This window comes from Desulfuromonas sp. KJ2020, assembly GCF_024197615.1.
Taxonomy (GTDB): Bacteria; Desulfobacterota; Desulfuromonadia; order Desulfuromonadales; family SZUA-540; genus SZUA-540.
The window spans coordinates 327,418-345,911 of sequence record NZ_JAKUKE010000001.1 but is presented as its reverse complement, the minus strand read 5'-3'; the positions used below and the strand labels follow the sequence as shown (position 1 = coordinate 345,911).

Annotated in this window: 18 protein-coding genes; 15 read left to right on the top strand and 3 right to left on the bottom strand. The window is 58.1% G+C overall.

Annotated elements, in window-relative coordinates; all coding sequences use genetic code 11:
* Positions 1-10: 10 nt before the first annotated feature.
* Positions 11-1,432: a sigma-54 dependent transcriptional regulator gene (locus MJO47_RS01565; protein ID WP_253959367.1), complete on the bottom strand. Its 1,422-nt coding sequence runs from the start codon at positions 1,430-1,432 to the stop codon at positions 11-13.
* A 508-nt stretch (positions 1,433-1,940) separates the two neighbouring features.
* Here MJO47_RS01565 and MJO47_RS01560 point away from each other — a divergent pair.
* From MJO47_RS01560 to MJO47_RS01525, 8 genes are all read left to right on the top strand, one after another.
* Complete coding sequence (locus tag MJO47_RS01560) at positions 1,941-2,378, top strand: sigma-54 dependent transcriptional regulator (protein ID WP_253959366.1); 438 nt, start codon at positions 1,941-1,943, stop codon at positions 2,376-2,378.
* Between the two features lie 78 nt (positions 2,379-2,456).
* The gene (locus MJO47_RS01555; RefSeq protein WP_253959365.1) at positions 2,457-3,308 is read left to right on the top strand and encodes a HAMP domain-containing protein; all 852 of its coding nucleotides are present in this window, start codon (positions 2,457-2,459) and stop codon (positions 3,306-3,308) included.
* 1 nt (position 3,309) lies between these two features.
* A complete protein-coding gene (locus MJO47_RS01550) occupies positions 3,310-3,831 on the top strand; it encodes a menaquinol oxidoreductase (RefSeq protein ID WP_253959364.1) in 522 nt (173 codons plus the stop codon).
* A 576-nt stretch (positions 3,832-4,407) separates the two neighbouring features.
* Positions 4,408-4,836 (top strand): response regulator, encoded by a 429-nt coding sequence (locus tag MJO47_RS01545; RefSeq protein ID WP_305882384.1) that lies wholly within the window; start codon positions 4,408-4,410, stop codon positions 4,834-4,836.
* A gap of 11 nt (positions 4,837-4,847) precedes the next feature.
* Positions 4,848-5,084 (top strand): hypothetical protein, encoded by a 237-nt coding sequence (locus MJO47_RS01540; protein WP_253959363.1) that lies wholly within the window; start codon positions 4,848-4,850, stop codon positions 5,082-5,084.
* A gap of 93 nt (positions 5,085-5,177) precedes the next feature.
* Complete coding sequence (locus tag MJO47_RS01535; protein WP_253959362.1) at positions 5,178-5,411, top strand: hypothetical protein; 234 nt, start codon at positions 5,178-5,180, stop codon at positions 5,409-5,411.
* 34 nt (positions 5,412-5,445) lie between these two features.
* Entirely contained in the window at positions 5,446-6,498 is a 1,053-nt protein-coding gene (locus MJO47_RS01530; RefSeq protein WP_253959361.1) for a multiheme c-type cytochrome, read from the top strand.
* 2 nt (positions 6,499-6,500) lie between these two features.
* Positions 6,501-7,196 (top strand): cytochrome b/b6 domain-containing protein, encoded by a 696-nt coding sequence (locus MJO47_RS01525; protein WP_253959360.1) that lies wholly within the window; start codon positions 6,501-6,503, stop codon positions 7,194-7,196.
* A 77-nt stretch (positions 7,197-7,273) separates the two neighbouring features.
* Here the strand turns inward: MJO47_RS01525 and wrbA are convergent, their stop codons facing one another.
* Positions 7,274-7,894, bottom strand: coding sequence for an NAD(P)H:quinone oxidoreductase (gene wrbA / locus MJO47_RS01520; protein WP_253959359.1), 621 nt, complete (start codon positions 7,892-7,894; stop codon positions 7,274-7,276).
* A gap of 296 nt (positions 7,895-8,190) precedes the next feature.
* Here wrbA and MJO47_RS01515 point away from each other — a divergent pair, with 296 nt between their 5' ends.
* The 7 genes from MJO47_RS01515 to MJO47_RS01485 all read left to right on the top strand — a co-directional run bounded on the left by MJO47_RS01515 (position 8,191) and on the right by MJO47_RS01485 (position 17,808).
* Complete coding sequence (locus MJO47_RS01515) at positions 8,191-9,300, top strand: YeeE/YedE family protein (RefSeq protein ID WP_253959358.1); 1,110 nt, start codon at positions 8,191-8,193, stop codon at positions 9,298-9,300.
* Between the two features lie 31 nt (positions 9,301-9,331).
* Positions 9,332-9,574 (top strand): sulfurtransferase TusA family protein, encoded by a 243-nt coding sequence (locus MJO47_RS01510; RefSeq protein ID WP_253959357.1) that lies wholly within the window; start codon positions 9,332-9,334, stop codon positions 9,572-9,574.
* 14 nt (positions 9,575-9,588) lie between these two features.
* A complete protein-coding gene (locus MJO47_RS01505; RefSeq protein ID WP_253959356.1) occupies positions 9,589-12,318 on the top strand; it encodes an EAL domain-containing protein in 2,730 nt (909 codons plus the stop codon).
* Positions 12,319-12,505: 187 nt separating this feature from the next.
* A complete protein-coding gene (locus tag MJO47_RS01500) occupies positions 12,506-13,792 on the top strand; it encodes an ATP-binding protein (RefSeq protein ID WP_253959355.1) in 1,287 nt (428 codons plus the stop codon).
* Complete coding sequence (locus MJO47_RS01495) at positions 13,789-15,219, top strand: sigma-54 dependent transcriptional regulator (protein ID WP_253959354.1); 1,431 nt, start codon at positions 13,789-13,791, stop codon at positions 15,217-15,219. Before MJO47_RS01500 ends, MJO47_RS01495 begins: the two co-directional genes overlap by 4 nt.
* A 259-nt stretch (positions 15,220-15,478) precedes the next feature.
* A complete protein-coding gene (locus MJO47_RS01490) occupies positions 15,479-15,904 on the top strand; it encodes a hypothetical protein (protein ID WP_253959353.1) in 426 nt (141 codons plus the stop codon).
* An 80-nt stretch (positions 15,905-15,984) separates the two neighbouring features.
* Complete coding sequence (locus tag MJO47_RS01485) at positions 15,985-17,808, top strand: methyl-accepting chemotaxis protein (RefSeq protein ID WP_253959352.1); 1,824 nt, start codon at positions 15,985-15,987, stop codon at positions 17,806-17,808.
* Between the two features lie 109 nt (positions 17,809-17,917).
* On the opposite strand, the gene MJO47_RS01480 is transcribed toward MJO47_RS01485, so the two are convergent.
* Positions 17,918-18,439 carry an Hsp20/alpha crystallin family protein gene (locus MJO47_RS01480; RefSeq protein ID WP_253959351.1) on the bottom strand — a complete coding sequence of 174 codons (522 nt, stop codon included), beginning with the start codon at positions 18,437-18,439 and terminating at the stop codon, positions 17,918-17,920.
* Positions 18,440-18,494: the final 55 nt, after the last annotated feature.

Below are 18,494 nucleotides of genomic sequence, written 5' to 3'. Positions count from 1 at the left end.
TGGCACTGGGTCAACCGGGAATCCTGTCTCGAATGGATATGCCCTGCTTCTTGAGCAGCGCCTGAAAGTTCGGGCGCAGCATGCCGACTTCTTCCGCCGCCCGGGTGACATTCCAGTTGTTTCTTTCCAGCGCGTCCAGCACGAAGGCTTTTTCCACCGGCATGACCGCCATCTCGCGTATCTTCTGCTTGGTCTCCTTCAGCTCTTCCGCCGTCTTGGGGATGAACTGACAGAAGGGGGCGCCGGCCTCATTCGTCTGTCCCGCCAGTTCCAGATTGTCGATCTCGATGACAGATCCTTCCGCCAGCACGACGGCGCGCTCCAGGATGTTTTCCAACTCACGCACGTTGCCAGGAAAGGCATGCTGGTTCAGGTGTTCCATGGCGGCCGGCGAGAGGCCACGGATTTCCTTGCCCAGTTCGCGGGCGAACTTTTCCAGAAAAAATCGGGTCAACAGGGGGATATCGCTCGGCCGCTCGCGCAGGGGGGGGAGGTCGATGGGAATGATGTTGAGGCGGAAGAAGAGGTCCTCGCGAAACTCCCCCTTGGCGCACATCTCCCGCAGGTTGCGGTTGGTGGCGGCGATGAGCCGGATATTGATGGGGAGGGGTTTGTTGCCGCCGACGGGGGTGATCTCCCGCTCCTGCAGCACACGGAGCAGTTTGGCCTGTGTCGTCAGGCTGATGTTGGAGATTTCATCCAGAAAGAGGGTGCCGCCGTCAGCCACCTTGAAGAGTCCCACCTTGCTCTGCACAGCGCCGGTGAAAGAGCCTTTCATGTGACCAAAAAGCTCGCTCTCCAGCAGGCTTTCCGCCAGAGAGGTGCAGTCGACGGCCAGAAAGGGCTGGTCCTTGCGAGCGCTGTGATTGTGAATGGCGCGGGCGAGCAGTTCCTTGCCGGTGCCGCTCTCCCCCGTGATGAGCACGGTGCTGTCCGTGGGGGCCACCTGCAGAATCCGGCGGTAGACGCGCTCCATCTGTCGGCTTTCCCCCACAAAGAGATCGAAGCCGGGGTGTCGGCCGGCAGAGCCCCCCCGCACTGCCTTTTCAATCTGGGTGAGGCGGTGTTTGAGGGCGGATTCGGTCAACTGGAGGATCTGTTCAGGCGTGAAGGGCTTGGCCAGGTAATCGAAGGCGCCGAACTTCATGGCCTCGACGGCGGTTTCCACCGTGGAGTACCCCGTGATGATGACAACGGGCACGTCCGGTTGCAGGATACGGATGGCCTTGAGCACTTCSAKKCCGCTCATCCCCGGCATTTTCAGGTCGGTAATGACCAGATCGAAGTCAGCGGACTGCAGGCGTTCGAGAGCCAGATTCCCGCTGGATGAGGTCTCGGCCTGGTAGCCGCCCTGGAGGAGAATTCGCCGTACCCCTTCACGGATAACACTCTCATCATCCACAACCAGGATATTGGCCTCGCCTTTTTTCATGAATAGCTCCCTCACTTGGACAAAATTTCCGCCGGTCAGGGAGAGACGGGGATTGGCGGAATATGCGAAAAAACTCGTTAAACAATACCAAAATTAACCCCAAAAGCAATGGGGTTTTTGCCCCAACAGCCCTGTTTCAGGTTGATTGAGTGATCGTGTCATGCGGCCGTAAGTTGAAGGAACGGCAAAAAACAGAGGCGTATATTTTCTGCATACAGGAGGAGATCGTCCCATCGGCCTTTTTGTTTCAGCCGGTTAGAGTTCGGCAGCGACATGAGAAGGGGCGACAAAGCAATATCCTCTGTATGAAAAAATTATTCATTGACCATGCCGTTATTCTTCCGGAACTAGCGCGTTAGGGTAAAAGTCTATTTAAAACGGTTGGTTATGGGTTGCCCCTCTCGTGTGAACGCTTTGGCATATTCGATGCTAAGTAATGTATGGGGAAGATTCACGTTGAAGAAGGGCATACGGGCCTGCCGGAGGGCGGGAGGAAGCGGTTGGGGTTATGAGCCAGGCGCATATTCTGATTGTGGATGACGAGCAGGTTATTCGAAACGGTCTGCAGAAGGTTCTCGAACGGGACGGTCAGCGGGTAATGGTGGCGGTCAGCGGCCTGGAGGCCTTGGCGTGTCTGCAGGAACACGCCTTCGACTTGGTCATTACCGACCTGAAAATGCCGGGGATGAGCGGACTSGAAGTGCTCAAGGCGATCCGTCGTCTGCAACCGGAGGTGCCCGTGCTGATCGTCACCGGGTACGCGACAGCAGAAATGGCCACTGAGGCGATGGTGTCCGGGGCTTTCGACTTCTTATGCAAGCCATTCACGCCGGGGCAGATTCTTTATCAGACCAAAAGAGCCGTCGATTGGCGGCGAATGCAAAATGCCGATTGCTCTTCTTCGTCCGCGGACGGCCCTTTACCCGGATCCCGGTTTTCATCGTGAGTCTTGTTGGTATAGTTGTCTGGGTGGCACAAGGCGCCCGAGAAGGCGCCACTCTATTCATCCTGCAGGGAGTTCACCATGAGACAGAGTTTGTCGTTCAAGGCCATCGTGCCCGTTGCTCTCACCGTCACCGGTTTTGTCACCGTGTGCAGTATCCTGCTGTACAGTTACAACCGGCAGAATCTGGTGGCGGATGAGATCAAGCAGCAGAACAGTCTGGCGAACACGGTGGTCAAGGCCACCCGTTACAGCATGCTGAAATCAGACCGGGAATCTCTCGCCCATACCATCCAGTACGTGGGAGAAGATAAAGATCTGGTGCACCTGCGCATCTTCAACAAAAAGGGGATCATCACCTTTTCTTCCGACCCGTCCGAAATCAATCAGATGGTCAAGAAAGAGGCGGAAGGGTGCGTTCAGTGCCACAGTGACCCGGTTCCTCTGGCCACTCTGGGCACCAACGAACGGACGAGGCGCTACACCAACGAGCATGGTCAGGATGTCATGGCCATCACCGTCCCTATCTACAATGAACCCGGCTGCTTCGCCGGAGACTGTCACGTGCACTCGTCAGAGGAGAAGGTGCTGGGCACTCTGGATATCGGCATCTCGGAAGAACCGCTGAATGCCACCCTCGCCACTCTCGGCCAGGGACTGGTGGGGTTCTGTCTGATGATCCTGCTGCTTTCCGTCGGTGGGGTGGCCGCTCTTCTCCACCGCAATGTGCTGCAGCCGATCAAGAATCTGGTCGATTTCAGTGAAAAAACTCTGCGAGGCGAACTACATCATCCCCTGCCCGATGAGAATGCCGAAGTCGAGTTCCTGGGGCGCTCTATTCATCGTCTGGCGGCTCGCCTGCACGACAAAGGTCATTCCGTGGCGGTGCAAAGCCCTTCGCCGGAGAAAAGCCCAGTAAATCCAGAGGCCTGATGTGAAGACCCTTTCGCCGGAAAACGGATTTCTGACGCCGGAGCAGCGGCGCGCGCAGATCGAAAAGAGGATCGGTGTCCTTCAGCGCCGGGCCCGGACTGGTCTCTGGGGCATCCTCTCATTCGTCTTGGTGAGTGTTCTTTTTGCCGGTGCGCAGTCGATCATTCTGTACGACCTTTTCTCGCTGGAGACGAGAAAACTGCTGGGGGCGCCGCCACCGGCGAACCTCGTCAGCCTCGCCCTGGCCGTGTACAGCTTTTCCGCCCTGACGATACTGCTGGCGCGCATGGCGAAAGGGGCGGGAGTCTACAAGGGCTGGCCCCATCTGGGCTATCTGGCGGCTTTCTACCTCTTCTATTGGGCCGGCAATTCTCTGAAAGGCAATTTTTGGGCGGTTTTTATCGCCGGCCTGACCATCCTCGGGCTCGAACACTATCGAACCTGGTCTGAAACCCAGCATGCCCTTGCCAAAGAAAAAGAGCTGCTCTATCAGTTTGTGCGTTCGGCCTCGAATCCATCCTGAACGACCCCGTCGCTGTCTCTTCCCGTTATCTCATCCTGCCAGTAAGTCCTTTATCGACTGTACATCTGCTTTATACGGCCGCACTCGGGTTAAACTCTTATGATATCGGGCTCTTATCGTCGCTTGCCTTCGGTGGTCCGGTCGGCAGAGGGGAGCTGGATAATCGGGTTATGCACCTCTTCTTTTTGTCTGTGTGTGAGTTCCGCTTATCGCTGTCTCCGTAAAAATCTTTTATCTTCAATGGGTTGGCTAGGTTTCTTTCTGGTTTAGGGTGCACTGACTCGGCCTGGTCTGTCCCGATTTCGGCAGCAGTCTCCCTGCCAAGCGGTCGGCGTATAGTTTGTTCATACGTCATCGGGGGGAAATTTGCGATAAGCCTTGGATGTCCTGTGAATAAAAGCTTGTTATTTTAAGTAGATAGTTTGTTTTTTAATGGATTCTAAGACTTTGGCACAAGCGATGCAATTTCAGCAAGACAAGAGAAGGCGAAGCAGAAAATGAAGGTTGGATACACAGGGTTCAGGATAATGCAGCGGATAGTTAATTGCCGCAAACCCCAAATGAAATGAGGATGCCATGATGGAAAGAGCGATTCTCATAGCGGATAAAGATCCAGCCGTCAGAAAACAGATGGCCGCCCTTTGCATCGAGTCCGGTTACCAGGTGGTGGCGACTAACTCAGCGGCCCGCGTCCTCAGGGACATTCTGAAGCGAAACGTCCAGGTGGTGCTGCTGGGCAGTGAGTTCGACGAGCTGGCCGCTGCTGATCTGATCCCGCTGTTCAAAATGCTCAACCGTGATCTTCCCATCATTCTCATGTCCAATGAGGTCTCCCTGGCCATGGAACGTCGGATCCGGCGGGAAGGCATCTTTTATCATGCGCTGAAACCCCTGGATTCCCGGGATCGCGAGGAAATCAGGCTGGCTTTGAAATGTGCTTTCGAAGAACTGGAAAATCGCCTCGCTGGCGGTCATGCCAGAAAGTTATCTGTCAACCCACAATAGAGGAGGATGTCATGAAAGCAACGCGTATTCTGTCGGCAGCCGCAAGTATGTGGATCGTTTCTGTTGTTCCGGCCCTGGCCGCGGCGGGTCGGGAAGATTCAAGCGGTCTGGTGGTCTGGGTTTTCCTCGGCTTCTGCGCCTTGATCGTGGTCGCTCAGCTTCTCCCCGCAGCCATGATGCTGTTTGGGCTGATCAAAGGGGCTTTCAGCCCGGCTCCCAAGGTCGCGAAATCCCAAATTAATGAATAAGCGCACAACTGATCGCCAAAGGCAGTTTGCGGCGGCCGCAAGCAGACGAAAATTTCGAGCCGCCGCTCGGGCGACGCCAAAGGAGGTAAGGGTATGAAAGCAGCGATTTTTACTCTAGTGGCAATAGGGATGCTGGGGACGGCCAAATCGGCCTGGGCCATATCCTTCGCCCCCGACGGGGCCAGCGGACTGGTCATCTGGGTTTTTCTGGCCTATTGCGCCCTGGTGGTGGTGGCTCAGCTCATGGCGGCCTTGAAAGGGCTCCGTTCCCTGATGGAGGAATGGACCGAAAGAAAGAAAAAAGCCAAACGGGTCGCTTTGCGTTAATTCTTCGCGTGGTCAACTAAAGGAGGGCCGTGTTGTGTTCAAATGGATAAGAAGAATAAGTTTGGTGACCGTGTTGATTTCCGGTCTGGTGGCGGCATCGGGCTGGGCCATGGAAAATGAGGATTGTCTTGGCTGCCATGCCGAGGCGGACATGGTCGGATCCGACCTGGTTATAGAGGCCGAGCAATTTGACCATACAGCCCATGCAGAGATCGGCTGCACCAGCTGTCATGCCAGTGTGACAGAAGCGCACCCCGATGACGGCCTGGTACCCACAAAGGCCAGCTGTAACGACTGCCACGGAGAGGTTCATGAGGAATACGCCGCCAGCCTGCATGGCGACAAGGCCGCCTGCACCGACTGCCACAACCCTCATGATGTCCATGATCCGACCGCCGTTTCAGGCCACGACATGAACCAGCAGTGCGACACCTGCCACCTGGAGGCCGATTCCATCCGCACCCACGCCCAGTGGCTGCCCCAGGCCGAGCTGCACATCGGGGCGCTTCCCTGCGTGGCCTGTCATACCGGTTCGGAAAAGTATGTGATCACCTGGTACATCATCAAACGGGAGAGTGACCCGCGCTATGGGGATTTCGAGTTGGCTTCCCACCGCGAGCTGCAGAAGCTGGCCGGCGGCGACAACATCAACCGTCTGCTCGATAGCAATGAGGATGGCCAGGTCTCTCTGGACGAGCTGAAAGACTTCAATACACGGATCGACCTGAAAAACCAAGGAATCCGTCTTAAAGGCATGATGATGCCGGAACAGGTGACCCACAGTTTCCAGATTCTGGAAAATCGTTGGGACTGTTCCTTCTGCCATGCCTCCGGACCTGACGCGATGCAGAACAGTTATGTCGCTTTCCCCCTGGTCGACAACTCCTACAACCGTCTGCCCGTCGAGAAAGGGGCCGTACTCGATGCTCTCAACGGTACCCCGGACTTCTACATGATGGGGGCCACCCGCAACGCGTCATTGAATCTTATCGGCCTGGCGATTATCGCCGGCGGTCTGGTTATGCCCATCGGGCACGGGACGCTGCGATTCCTGACCCGAAACAAACGTCAAGGAAAGGGGCATTAATCATGAAAGCAAAAATGATCTATCTGCAGCCGACACCGGTCCGCATCTGGCACTGGCTCAACGCCCTGGGCATCATTACGCTGATTGCCACCGGCATTCAGATCCGCTTTCCCGAATACGTGAACCTGTTCGGGACCTACAAGGCCGCTATCCGGCTGCACAATACGGCCGGGGTGGTCGTAGCCATCTCTTTCGGCCTCTGGCTCTTTTACTACCTGGTGGTCGCCGGCACTCTGAAGAAACTGTATCTGCCGGGCAAGGACGATCTGCAGCATGGCCTTCTGCGTCAAGGGATATTCTACTTCTTCAACTACTTCCGCGGGGGTCCCAACCCTCATCACACCACCCCGGACAACAAGTTCAATCCTCTGCAGAAGTCGGCCTACCTGGTCATCATGATGATCCTGGTTCCCCTGGTCATCGTCTCGGGTCTGCTGCTGATGAATATCGCTCCCTTGCGCGAACTGGTTCTGCTGTTCGGCGGCCTGAAGTTTCTGGTGGGTCTGCACTTCCTGCTCGCCTGCGGCCTGTGCGCTTTTCTCTTTACCCACGTCTATCTGGCTACTCTGGGTCATACTGTGATGGCGCATATCGTCCCCATGTGGACGGGATGGGAGAAAGTGGAAGAGCCTGAGGAAGGCGGGCATGAGGAAACTCAGGAAGGGGTCAAGGAGAGCACGCAGGTGAAAGCCGCCTGAATATTGCTTCATGACGAACAAAAAGAGGCCGCTCCCGAAAGGAAAGCGGCCTCTTTTTTATGCAGGGATCGGGACGATCAGCGGCACAGTTTCAGAGCGATTTCCGCCACTCGGCGGCCTTGGGCACGGGCCAGGGTCAACTCGTTTTCACTGGGCTGGCGGGAGCCGTCCCCGGCCGCCAGGGTGCTGGCGCCGTAAGGCGTACCGCCGGTGACTTCATCCATTTTGAGCAGCCCCTGTTCCGAATAGGGTACCCCGACAATGACCATGCCGTGGTGCAGCAGGGTGGTGTGAAAGCTGGTGATGGTCGTCTCCTGCCCCCCGTGCTGGGTCGCCGTCGAGGTGAAGACGCTACCCACCTTGCCGATAAGTTTTCCTTCCAGCCACAGCTTGCCGGTCTGGTCGAGAAAGTTGCGCATCTGGCCGCACATGTTGCCGAAGCGAGTGGGGGTGCCGAAGATGATAGCATCGGCCTCGGCCAGCTGCTGCGGGTTCGCCACGGGAATATGGGCAAAGGCCTGGCGGGCCTTGGTCGCGCCGGCAGCCTTCAGAGCTTCTTCGCTCATGAGCTCGGGAACCTGCAGCAGCAGGGCTTCGGCCCCTTCGATTTCATTCACGCCGGCCGCTATGGCTTCGGCCATCTGGTAGACGTGACCGTACATGCTGTAAAAGACGACCTGGATCTGGATGTTTTTCATGATTCCTCCTTTTTCAGGATAATTGGGGATATCGTCAGATTTTAATCGAAGGCTGCCAAAGTTCAAGCTGTGGTACCTTGTTTCGTTTTTTACGTGGAATTCAGAGACCTATGCCGTTTTTTGACGGATTCTGCCGGGCTATCGCCAGGGACGGACGTTGATCATCGTCTCCACTATAGGATTAAAATCATGTTAATCCTTGTAAAACAATGGGTAGACCGACATGTTCACCCGTTGGCTGATTTTTTGCTAAAGATAATCCTGCATCCTGTTTTATCTCGGAGGAGGTTGTTTTTTTGACATACCATGCGTTTCTGATTGCCGGTTTCTCGTTGCTGCTCGGGCTGGCGGCTGGCGTGGTGATGCATCGCGCCGATTTTTGCATCGCCGGCATGTTCCGCGACTTGTTCCTCACCGGTGTGGACGGCATGCAGCGCAGTCTGCTGCTGATGATCGCGGCCAGCATGGTGCTCCTCGAAGCTGGCCGTCTGGCCGGGCTCTTTCCGGCGATGCAGGTCCTCTATAAAACCCCCGCTCTGACCAACCTGTTGGGCGGCATCCTCTTCGGCATCGGCATGGTGCTGGCCGGTGGCTGCGTCGTCGGGACACTTTACAAGATGGGCGCTGGCCGCTTTCCGAGTCTGCTGGCGTTTTTCGGGCTGCTGGCCGGCAGTGTTCTCTACGCCGAAATTCACCCGGTCTGGATGGCATGGACCGATTATCTCAAGCTGCCTGTGATAGGCAAGACGCTGCCGGTGCACCTGGGGCTGGCGACGACACCCATGATCTTCGGGCTTGCGGTCATCCTGGCTGTTCCCCTTTGGCGCTGGCTCCGAACGGGGGCCATGGTGAGGCCATCGGTAGTCTCCGGTTATCTGCAACCCTGGAAAGCCGCTTTGCTGCTGGCTCTGATCGGCGTGGCAGCCTGCGGGCTGCTGGGATCCCCCATGGGCATAACCACGTCCTATGCCAAGATGGGAAGCTGGATTGAACAGCTGTTTTTTCCGGAACACGTGGCCGGCCTTGCCTATTTTCAGAACGAGACGATGATGGCGGTGGAGCGTTTCGGCGGCGGGCCACTCTCCGGTGGGGGCGGACCAAGGCTCGATGGCGTGGTGGTGCTGCAGTTCCCCCTCATCGCCGGCATCGTTTTGGGCGCCGCCGCTTCGGCTATCCTGCTCGGCGAATTTCGACTCTCTTTTCGCCTGCCCTGGCGGCAGGCCCTTTCCGCCGTCCTGGGGGGGGTAGCCATGGGACTGGCGTCCCGCCTGGCGCCGGGGTGCAATGTCTGGCACCTGCTGGGAGGAGGGCCTCTGCTGGTCACCCAGAGCCTGCTCTTCATCCTGGGGCTCTTTCCCGGCGCCTGGCTGGGTGCCCGACTTTTCGTGAACGTGGTTCTACGCTGATGGAGCAGGATTATTCCGGTGGAGGGTGGTTATGGAAACCCTGAAACTCGATGTTCGCAACCAGATCTGTCCGTCCACGCTGCTGGTCGCCCTGAAAGAGATTAACATCCATCAGGCGGCTTTGCGCCACGGAACACTGGCCCTGGTGGTGTTGTCCGATAACCGGGATTCAACCACGCGCATCGCCGAAGCCGCAGAGAATATGGGATATGCTGTCACGGTGGACAAAGAAGGGGCGCACTATCGCCTGACCATCGCCGGCAGAAGCGAATAAGCGAGGGATCATCCATGGCAAAAGATTCGGCAGAACCAAAAGCCAAAATCATCGACCTGCGGGAAGGGCCCCTCAAAGGGGCGGAGCAGTTGCTGAATGACTTTTTCTCCCTGCAGGAGCGGGAAAAAGCCCTGAGCACCTATGTGCGCCAGAAGACCAATCAGCTGCTGGAAGTTATTGGCACCCTGCCTTTGCGGGCGGAGGAACTGGACGACGAGACCCTGGTTCAGGTCGATCCTATCGGCATTGTGGCCGACTCTTTTTCGCAGGTTCTGGAGCATCTGCGGGAGACCAACGAGACCCTCGCCCTGGCCCACGGTGAAATCCAGGCCATTTTCGATTCGGCGGGCGCCGCGATCCTGGTGGTTGATAAAAACCGGCAGTTACAGGCCTACAATCGCAAGAGTCAGGAGCTCTTTTTCCCAGGCCGCCCGGAGGTGATTGGTTATAATCTTCGCGAACTCATGTGCGATCCCGAGACACACCCGCAGGAGTGCATCTTCGATCAGGTCATGGCGGAAAAGGCGGTGGTCGAGCAGCAGGATTTTGTTGCCGGCGGCCGGAACTATCATGTCATTGCCACCCCCCTCAAAGATAATCAGGGTGAAATCGCCCAGGTCATACTCGTCTGCACGGATATCACCGAGCGCCGGCGCAATGAACAGGCCCTTCGTGAAGCTGAAGCCCGCCTGAAGACGATTCTCAACAGCGTTCAGGCGGGGATCATGGTCATCGATCCCCAAACGAAACAGATTGAACTCGTCAACGAGGCGGCGGCCAGTCTCGTCGGGGCGCGGTCCGAGGACATGATCGGCAAGGTCTGCCATGACTTCATCTGTCCCGCCCTGCAGGGGCGCTGTCCTGTGGATGGCGGTAGAACCATCGATAATTCGGAGCAGGTGCTGGTGACTGCCTGTGGCCAGCATTCGCCGGTCCTCAAAACCGTGATCCGGGTGGATATCGGGGGGCGGGAGAAGTTTCTGGAGAGCTTCATCGATATTTCGGCGCGAAAAGAGGCCGAAGAACGCCTGCAGAAGAGCGAGGAGCGCTATCGCTCCCTCTACAGCACCATGCATGAAGGCATGGCCCTGAAAGAGTTAATCTATGATGAGGCAGGCAGGGCCATTGACTATCGTATAGTGGATGTCAATCCGTCATATGAGCGGATTCTTGGTCTGCGCCGTGACCGGGTGCTTGGCCGGCTCGGCTCACAGATCTACCCGCCCAACGCCAAGGGGAAGCCGCCGCTGCTGGGAGCGTTTGCCAGAGTGGTGGAGACAGGCCAGCCTGTGCATCTGGAAAAGATCTACGAACCTTCCGACAAAATTCTGGCTCTTTCCGCGATCTGTCCCTCGCCCGGGCAGGTTGCCATTATCTTCGACGACATCACCGAGCGGAAAAAGGCCCAGAGCCAGATCGAGCGGCTGGCCTATTACGATATGCTCACCGGCCTGCCCAACCGTGTGCTGTTGCGGGACCGCCTCGGCCAGATGATCGCCAAGGCGGGGCGAAACAGGTTGAAGCTGGGGGTGATCTTTCTCGATCTCGATCAGTTCAAGGCGGTCAATGACACCCTCGGGCACGATTCGGGCGACCACCTGCTGCGGGTGATTGCCGGCCGACTCAGCGACTGCATGCGCAAGAGCGACACCGTGGCCCGACTGGGGGGCGACGAATTCATTCTGCTGCTGGACGATGTCAGTAACGAAGCCACCGTCGGCGAGGTCGCGAAGAAGGTCCTCGATGTTCTTTCCCAGCCTATATCGCTGGGGGGGCGTGAGGTTTTCACCACGGGCAGTCTGGGCATCGCTCTTTACCCGGCCGACGGGCTTGACGCGGAGACCCTGCTGAAAAATGCCGATACGGCTATGTATCAGGCCAAAGAGCGGGGGCGTAACAACTTCCAGTTTTACGCTTCTGAGATGCATGCCCAGGCTCTGGAAAAAATGCTGCTGGCCAATGACCTGCGCCGAGCCCTGGAGCGCAACGAATTCTTTCTCGAGTACCAGCCGCAGCTGTGCCTGAAAACCGGCAAAATGACGGGCACCGAAGCCCTTCTGCGCTGGCAGCATCCGGATTTGGGGGTGATTTCCCCGAGTCAGTTCATCCCCATGGCCGAGGAGACGGGTCAGATTCTCCCCATTGGCCGCTGGGTGCTCGAAACGGCCTGTCGGCAAAACAAGGCCTGGCTGGACGCGGGCTTTTCACCCTTGCGCATGGCGGTGAATCTTTCCGGTAAGCAGTTCAGGGAAGGCGGGCTGCTCGAATGCATCAAAAGCGTGCTGCGGGAAACCGGTCTGCCAGCCTCCTGTCTCGAACTGGAGTTGACGGAGAGCATCCTCATGGAGAATGCTGGGGCCACTCGCCACACCCTCAATGCCCTGAAAGAGATGGGGGTACAGCTGGCCATCGACGATTTCGGCACCGGCTACTCGTCTCTTAACTATCTCAAACACTTTCCCATCGATCGGCTGAAAATCGACAAATCTTTTGTGCAGGAGATCGATGTTCAGCCCGATGATGCCGCCATTGCCGAAGCGATCATCGCCCTGGCCCACAGCCTGCGTGTCCATGTCGTGGCCGAAGGGGTGGAGCAGCGATCGCAGCTCGAATTTCTCAGGCAGCGCCAGTGCGATGAAATACAGGGGTTTTACTTCAGCCATCCCCTGTCGGCCTCGGCGCTTGAGGCCATGCTCATGGGGTCTGCCCATCCCGGCGCCTTCTGCTTCTACTCCGGTCAATAAGGTCCCGCCGTCTTAAGCCTTTTCTCTCTTCCGCCGGGAAAGGGGTTCCGTTTTAATCCTGGGCAGGTTTTTTGCATTATATCCGCCAGCGGAAAAAAGCTTCCGTTTGTGACGGGTTTTTGACAGGCCTTCGCCTGCCCCCAGAGCTCCTTTCTGTCATTGGTTGGCTAAAAAAGGCTCCGAGATCATGCGTCATCGAAATCCCTTCAATCGCAAGACGTTGAAACCCGCCGTGGGAAGTCAGCGCCGAATCGGCCTGGATGCCGTCCTCAGCCGTGAGATCGCCCGACGAAGAAGGACTGAAGAGGAGCTGCGGGCTTACGAAGAACTGGCCCGGCAGCGGGCTCTCGAATTCCGGACGCTTATACATGCTATCCCTGACCGCATTACCCTGTTGACGGCTGATTTGCGTCTCGGCTGGAGCAACAAAGAGGCTGACCCGGCATACAGTCTTCGCCACGGCAACCCATCGAGTCCGACCTGCTACGGAAGGTGGTATGGCCGCTCCGAGCCTTGCGAGGAATGCCCGGTCCAGCGCTGTCTGGTGTCGGGCCATACCGAAGATCAACTGATCAGGGCGCCTGACGGCGGCTATTGGGGGATCAAGGCTTTTCCCATGCGGGACGAGTCCGGTGAGATTACTCATGTCATTCACGTCACCAGCGATGTGACCGAAAAGGTCCGCATGCGCCAGGAGGCCGAACGTGGCGGGCGGCTGGCCTCCCTCGGCCAGCTGGCGGCTGGAGTGGCCCACGAGATCAACAACCCCAATGCCCTGACGTTGCACAATGTGCCCATGCTGCAGGAAGCCTGGGAGGACATGCGCCGCATCCTCGATGAAGTCCAGGCCGAAAAGGGTGACTTTACCCTGGGACGGCTCCCCTACTCGCGCCTGCGCGATCAGATCCCGCGAATGTACGAGCAGATTCTGGAGGGCAGCCGCCGTATTCGCGGCATCGTCGAGGATCTCAAGGATTTTGTCCGTCAGGGCGATCTCAGCGTGCTCGAACCCGTTGATCTCAACGCCGTCGTGCAGTTCGCCGTGCGCCTGGCCGCCAATACCATCAAGGTGTCGACCGATCACTTTGCTGTCAACTACACCGAAGCTCTGCCCCCTTTTATGGGGGCACCCCAACGCATCGAGCAGGTGGTGGTCAACCTCATCATGAATGCCTGTCAGTCTCTGCCCGATCGCAGTCGGGCCGTACGGGTGGAAACCTCCTACGACAGCAGCCAGCATCGCAGTATGGTGCGAGTGACCGATGAGGGGAGCGGCATCGAAGAGGAGAACCTGTCCCATATCCTGGAGCCCTTTTTCACCACCAAGCGTCAACAGGGGGGGACGGGCCTGGGACTTTCCATCGCCGCCCGCATCGTCAGGGAACATCAGGGGGAGTTGACCTTCGATTCGACGCCCGGGCAGGGCACGGTGGTCACCATCGCCTTCCCGGTCTCCAAGGAGCCGCCGCGATGACCGATGTCCTCTATCCGCAGCATCCCATACTTCTCGTTGATGACGAGCGGTCCTGGCTGGAAAATTTTGCCTTTACCCTGGAGTATTCGGGCAAGATCAACAACGTCCTCCTCTGTCAGGACAGCCGGGAGGTGATGGACATTCTCGGCCGCCAGCCGATCAGCGCCGTCGTACTCGACCTGACTATGCCCCATCATGACGGAGAGGAACTGCTGGCTCAGATCGCCGCTGATTTCCCCCAGTTGCCGGTCTTGATTCTCAGCGGGCTCAATCAGCTTGAGACGGCGGTGCGCTGCATCAAGGCCGGGGCCTTCGATTATTTCGTCAAGACGACGGAGGCCGAACGCCTGGTCGCCGGAGTCAAACGGGCGCTAGCCCAGCGGGAAATGCAGGATGAGCTCGAACGCCTGCGGGAAAGGATGCTGCACGGCGGGCTCGACACGCCCGAAGCCTTTGCCGGTATTCAGACCCGCAGCCCGAAAATGCGCACGCTCTTTTCCTATCTTGAAGCGGTCACGGCCAGCCGCGAACCGATTCTCATCCGCGGCGAAAGCGGCGTCGGCAAAGAGCTCTTCGCCCGGGCCGCCCATCGCCTGGCCTGCCCCGACGGACCTTGGGTAGCCGTGAATGTGGCCGGCCTCGACGATCACGTCTTTGCCGACACCCTCTTCGGCCATGTGCGGGGGGCTTTCACCGGGGCGGAGCAGGCCCGCAGCGGCATGGTCGAGCAGGCGGCGGGGGGCGTGCTCTTCCTCGACGAAATCGGCGATCTCAGTCTGCCCTCGCAGGTCAAGCTCCTGCGACTTTTGCAGGAGGGGGAGTATTACCCCCTGGGCTCGGATCGCCCTCGCCGGGTGCAGACCCGGCTCGTCTGCGCCACCAACCAGGATCTGGCGCGGCGCCAGGCCGAGGGGACCTTTCGCCGGGATCTCTATTATCGCCTCTGCGCTCACCAGTTGGAGATTCCTCCCCTGCGTCAGCGCCAGGAGGATATTCCCTGCCTGCTGGAACACTTTCTGGCCGAGGCCGCCGCTGCGCTCGGCAAGAGCCGTCCCACCCCGCCAGCGGAACTGGCTGTCCTGCTGTCCACCTACGCTTTCCCCGGCAATGTCCGTGAACTGCGGGCTATGGTCTATGATGCCCTGAGCCTGCATGGAGGCGGGATCCTTTCCATGGCAGCCTTCAAAAAGGCCATGTCTCAGTCTGACGAAAATCCGGCGACGACGGGAGCTCGAGAAGAGAAGGCAGGGCCGGATGGCGTCCGGGTGCAGTTCTTTGATCCTCTTCCTACCCTGGACCAGGTCGGTGAAATTCTGGTTGACGAAGCCCTGGCCAGGGCCGGGGGTAACCAGACCATCGCGGCCCGTCTGCTTGGCATCTCCCAGCCGGCACTGAGCAAGCGTCTCAAAAAGAGGGCTGACCATTAGAAAGCCCGTACCGAGGCCTATAGCCTGAGTTATAACTCCCCCTGCGGTTATAGGGGTTCCCCAAACCCTGTTATTCCCGTGCCTTGTCTGTCTGTAGCGGTCGTCACCCATAACCAGGGTTATGGGTGACGACTCCCAGTTCAGGTTTCCCCATAAATTGAAATTGCTGTAAAAACAGGCCCTTGTGCTCAATTCAGAAGATTGGCACCCGTCTTGCTCTATCCGGATTGCGTGCAAGGGAGCGCCAATGGGGGAATGGATGGCTGACGGAAAACAAAAAGAGATTCTGCTGATCTGTCAGACGGCCCAGGATGGCCGCAATCTGACCTTTCTGATGAAGCTGGGCGGCTATGGCTATCGCCTGGCCGGTGATGTGATGGAGGGGGTCAACTATCTCCATAATTGTCGAACCAACGGTTTTCCCCTTCATCTCATTCTAACCGACAGCGCCGCCATGGCGGCCGGTGATGGCCGCGAGCTCCTCATGCTGCAGGAAATCCGTCGACAAACGCCGCTGCTGATTATTGACCGTGGCAACGACGACCGGAACGCACTTCTTGGCCGCCTGCAGGCCAGCCGTGAAGGAATATACTTCTGCGAGCCGGAAGAGGTGGTGGGCACCGTTGAGCGCCTGCTTCAGCAAGGCTACCAAGGTAGCGGCCGGCTATCCGCCCATTCGGCTTAGCAGCTGCAACGCGCTATGTCTCGAATCAAAACAGGCAACACATCAAACCCCATGCCCAGGGATGGGAGGAGAAGGAAAAGATGAAAAACGTTAAAGTCGGACAGAAAATTTTCGGCCTGAGTCTGGCCATCATCGTTATCTTTACCCTGGTTATCGGCTGGGTCTATCTACGGGCTCGGGACAACCTGTATGAAGCCAAACGGGTGGAAGTTCTCCACGCCGTGGAGACGGCCTGGGGGGTGGTGGATCACTACGCCAAGGAGGCCGCGGCCTACAATATTTCCATGGAAGGTGCGCAAGAGGCGGCTTTGGAGGCGATCCGCCACACCCGTTTCGATGAAACCAACTACTTCTGGATCAATGACCTGTCGCCTCGCATGGTCATGCATCCTCTCGCCCCAGAGCTCAACGGCAAGGATCTGACGGAAAACAAGGATCCCAACGGCAAGGCTCTTTTTGTGGAGATGGCCCGTATAGCCAAAGAAAAGGGCGGCGGTTTTGTCGAATACGAATGGAACAAACCCGGCTCTGACCGTCCCGTGCCCAAGATTTCCGCCGTCAAGCTCATCCCCGAGTGGAACTGGGTAATCGGCGCCGGCCTTTATCTCGACGATATCGAGGCCGAGCTCTTCGCCATCCTCTGGCGCATAGCGGTGGTGGTCGCTGCCATCATTCTGCTGGCGCTGGCCCTGGTTATTTTTGTGGCGCGCGGGATCTCGCGACCTCTGGGCCGGGCCGTATACATGATGGAAGAGATGGAAAAAGGTCACCTGGATACCCGTTTGAACCTGACCCAGTCAGATGAAATCGGCCGCATGGCGCAGGCCATGGATGCCTTCGCCGACAGCCTGCAACACGAGGTGGTCGCCTCTCTGCAGCAACTGGCCGCCGGCGATCTGACCTTCAGGGTGACGCCCCGCGACGGCCAGGATGTAGTGCGTAACGCCCTGGCCCAGGTGGCTCGGGATCTCAACAGCATTCTGGGACAGGTGCAGGTGGCGGGCGAACAGATTGCCTCGGGTAGCGCCCAGGTCTCCGACTCGAGTCAGGCTCTCTCACAAGGGGCCACCGAATCGGCCAGCAGCCTTGAAGAGATTACCAGCTCTCTGACCGAGATGGGCAGCCAGACCAGTCTCAATGCCGAAAATGCCTCCCAGGCCAACCAGTTGGCCGCCCATGCTCGCGGCGCCGCCGAAAAAGGCAATGCCCACATGCAGGCAATGGTGACGGCCATGGGCGAAATCAACGAATCGGGCCAGAATATCAGCAAGATCATCAAGGTGATCGACGAGATCGCCTTCCAGACCAACCTGCTGGCCCTTAACGCCGCCGTCGAAGCGGCCCGGGCCGGCCAGCACGGCAAGGGCTTCGCCGTGGTCGCCGAGGAAGTCCGCAACCTGGCTGCTCGCAGCGCCAAGGCGGCCAAGGAAACGGCCGATCTGATCGAAGGTTCCGTCAAGAAAGCGGAAAATGGGGCGGATATCGCCGACAAGACCGCTGGCGCCCTGTCTGAAATCGTCACCGGCATCACCAAGGTGACGGACCTGGTGGCGGAGATCGCCGCGGCCAGTAACGAGCAGGCCCAGGGGATTTCTCAGATCAACCAGGGACTCAGCCAGATCGACAAGGTGACCCAGCAGAACACGGCCAGCGCCGAAGAAAGCGCCGCCGCCGCCGAGGAACTCTCCAGCCAGGCCGAACAACTGCGGCAGATGCTGTCGCGCTTTATGCTGACGAGCAAACAGACCCAGTACGCACCGGTGGAACCGCTGCCGGCGCCGGCATCCTGGGGGCATGACAAGCCGGTTGCTGCCGCCAAGAAGGCGCTGCCCAAGTCGCAGGCCGCCAAGCCCGAGCCCCGGGAAGTGATCGCACTGGACGACGCCGAATTCGGCCGCTATTGAAGCCGGCGGTTCGTACAAAGATCATTGTGATGATGTGAAACGCCAGCGGCCGCCATATTCTCAAAGGAATGTGGCGGCCGCTGGTTTCGCTGCAAATACCGGGTGCCAGCTATTCGATGGTGACCTTTTTGACTTTTTCTTTGGCCTGAACGGTCTTGGGCAGGACGATCTCGAGGACACCGTTTTTGAAGCTGGCTTTGGCCTTGTCCGTCTGCACTTCCGCCGGCAGGCGCAGGGTGCGGGAAAAGGACCCGCTGGAGCGTTCAAGTCGGTAGAAATCCTTTTTTTCGACTTTCTCTTCGGTCTTCTTCTCGCCGCTGATGGTGAGCGTGTCACCCGTCAGCCGAATATCGAGGTGTTCTTTCTCCAGGCCGGGCACCTCGGCTTTCACGATCACGTTGTCCCCTTCCTCGTAGATGTCGACCGAGGGTGAAATTTCGGCGAGATCGGCCCGCAGGCGGTGGCGGAAGCCGGGTGGGAAAAAGGAGCGACGGAAGCTGTCATCAAACCAGCGCTCCATGTCCAGCGGGCGGCGGAAGAAGTCTTCGAACCAGCGCTCCATGTCATCGAAGGGGATGAGTGATTTTTTCGATTCGACGGCCGGGATGTCCTTGCCTTCTTTTTTGGCCATGGCATATCTCCTTTGCTGCTGTTTTTGCGCAGAAATTTTTACTGGATGAGCCTCT

What these genes read in the sequence shown, in the direction of transcription:
- MJO47_RS01555 (WP_253959365.1), top strand. Translation starts at nt 2,457, where the DNA reads ATGAGACAGAGTTTGTCGTTCAAGGCCATCGTGCCCGTTGCTCTCACC.
- MJO47_RS01545 (WP_305882384.1), top strand. Translation starts at nt 4,408, where the DNA reads ATGATGGAAAGAGCGATTCTCATAGCGGATAAAGATCCAGCCGTCAGA.
- MJO47_RS01540 (WP_253959363.1), top strand. Translation starts at nt 4,848, where the DNA reads ATGAAAGCAACGCGTATTCTGTCGGCAGCCGCAAGTATGTGGATCGTT.
- MJO47_RS01535 (WP_253959362.1), top strand. Translation starts at nt 5,178, where the DNA reads ATGAAAGCAGCGATTTTTACTCTAGTGGCAATAGGGATGCTGGGGACG.
- MJO47_RS01525 (WP_253959360.1), top strand. Translation starts at nt 6,501, where the DNA reads ATGAAAGCAAAAATGATCTATCTGCAGCCGACACCGGTCCGCATCTGG.
- wrbA (WP_253959359.1), bottom strand. Translation starts at nt 7,894, where the DNA reads ATGAAAAACATCCAGATCCAGGTCGTCTTTTACAGCATGTACGGTCAC.
- MJO47_RS01510 (WP_253959357.1), top strand. Translation starts at nt 9,332, where the DNA reads ATGGAAACCCTGAAACTCGATGTTCGCAACCAGATCTGTCCGTCCACG.
- MJO47_RS01505 (WP_253959356.1), top strand. Translation starts at nt 9,589, where the DNA reads ATGGCAAAAGATTCGGCAGAACCAAAAGCCAAAATCATCGACCTGCGG.
- MJO47_RS01500 (WP_253959355.1), top strand. Translation starts at nt 12,506, where the DNA reads ATGCGTCATCGAAATCCCTTCAATCGCAAGACGTTGAAACCCGCCGTG.
- MJO47_RS01495 (WP_253959354.1), top strand. Translation starts at nt 13,789, where the DNA reads ATGACCGATGTCCTCTATCCGCAGCATCCCATACTTCTCGTTGATGAC.
- MJO47_RS01490 (WP_253959353.1), top strand. Translation starts at nt 15,479, where the DNA reads ATGGCTGACGGAAAACAAAAAGAGATTCTGCTGATCTGTCAGACGGCC.
- MJO47_RS01485 (WP_253959352.1), top strand. Translation starts at nt 15,985, where the DNA reads ATGAAAAACGTTAAAGTCGGACAGAAAATTTTCGGCCTGAGTCTGGCC.
- MJO47_RS01480 (WP_253959351.1), bottom strand. Translation starts at nt 18,439, where the DNA reads ATGGCCAAAAAAGAAGGCAAGGACATCCCGGCCGTCGAATCGAAAAAA.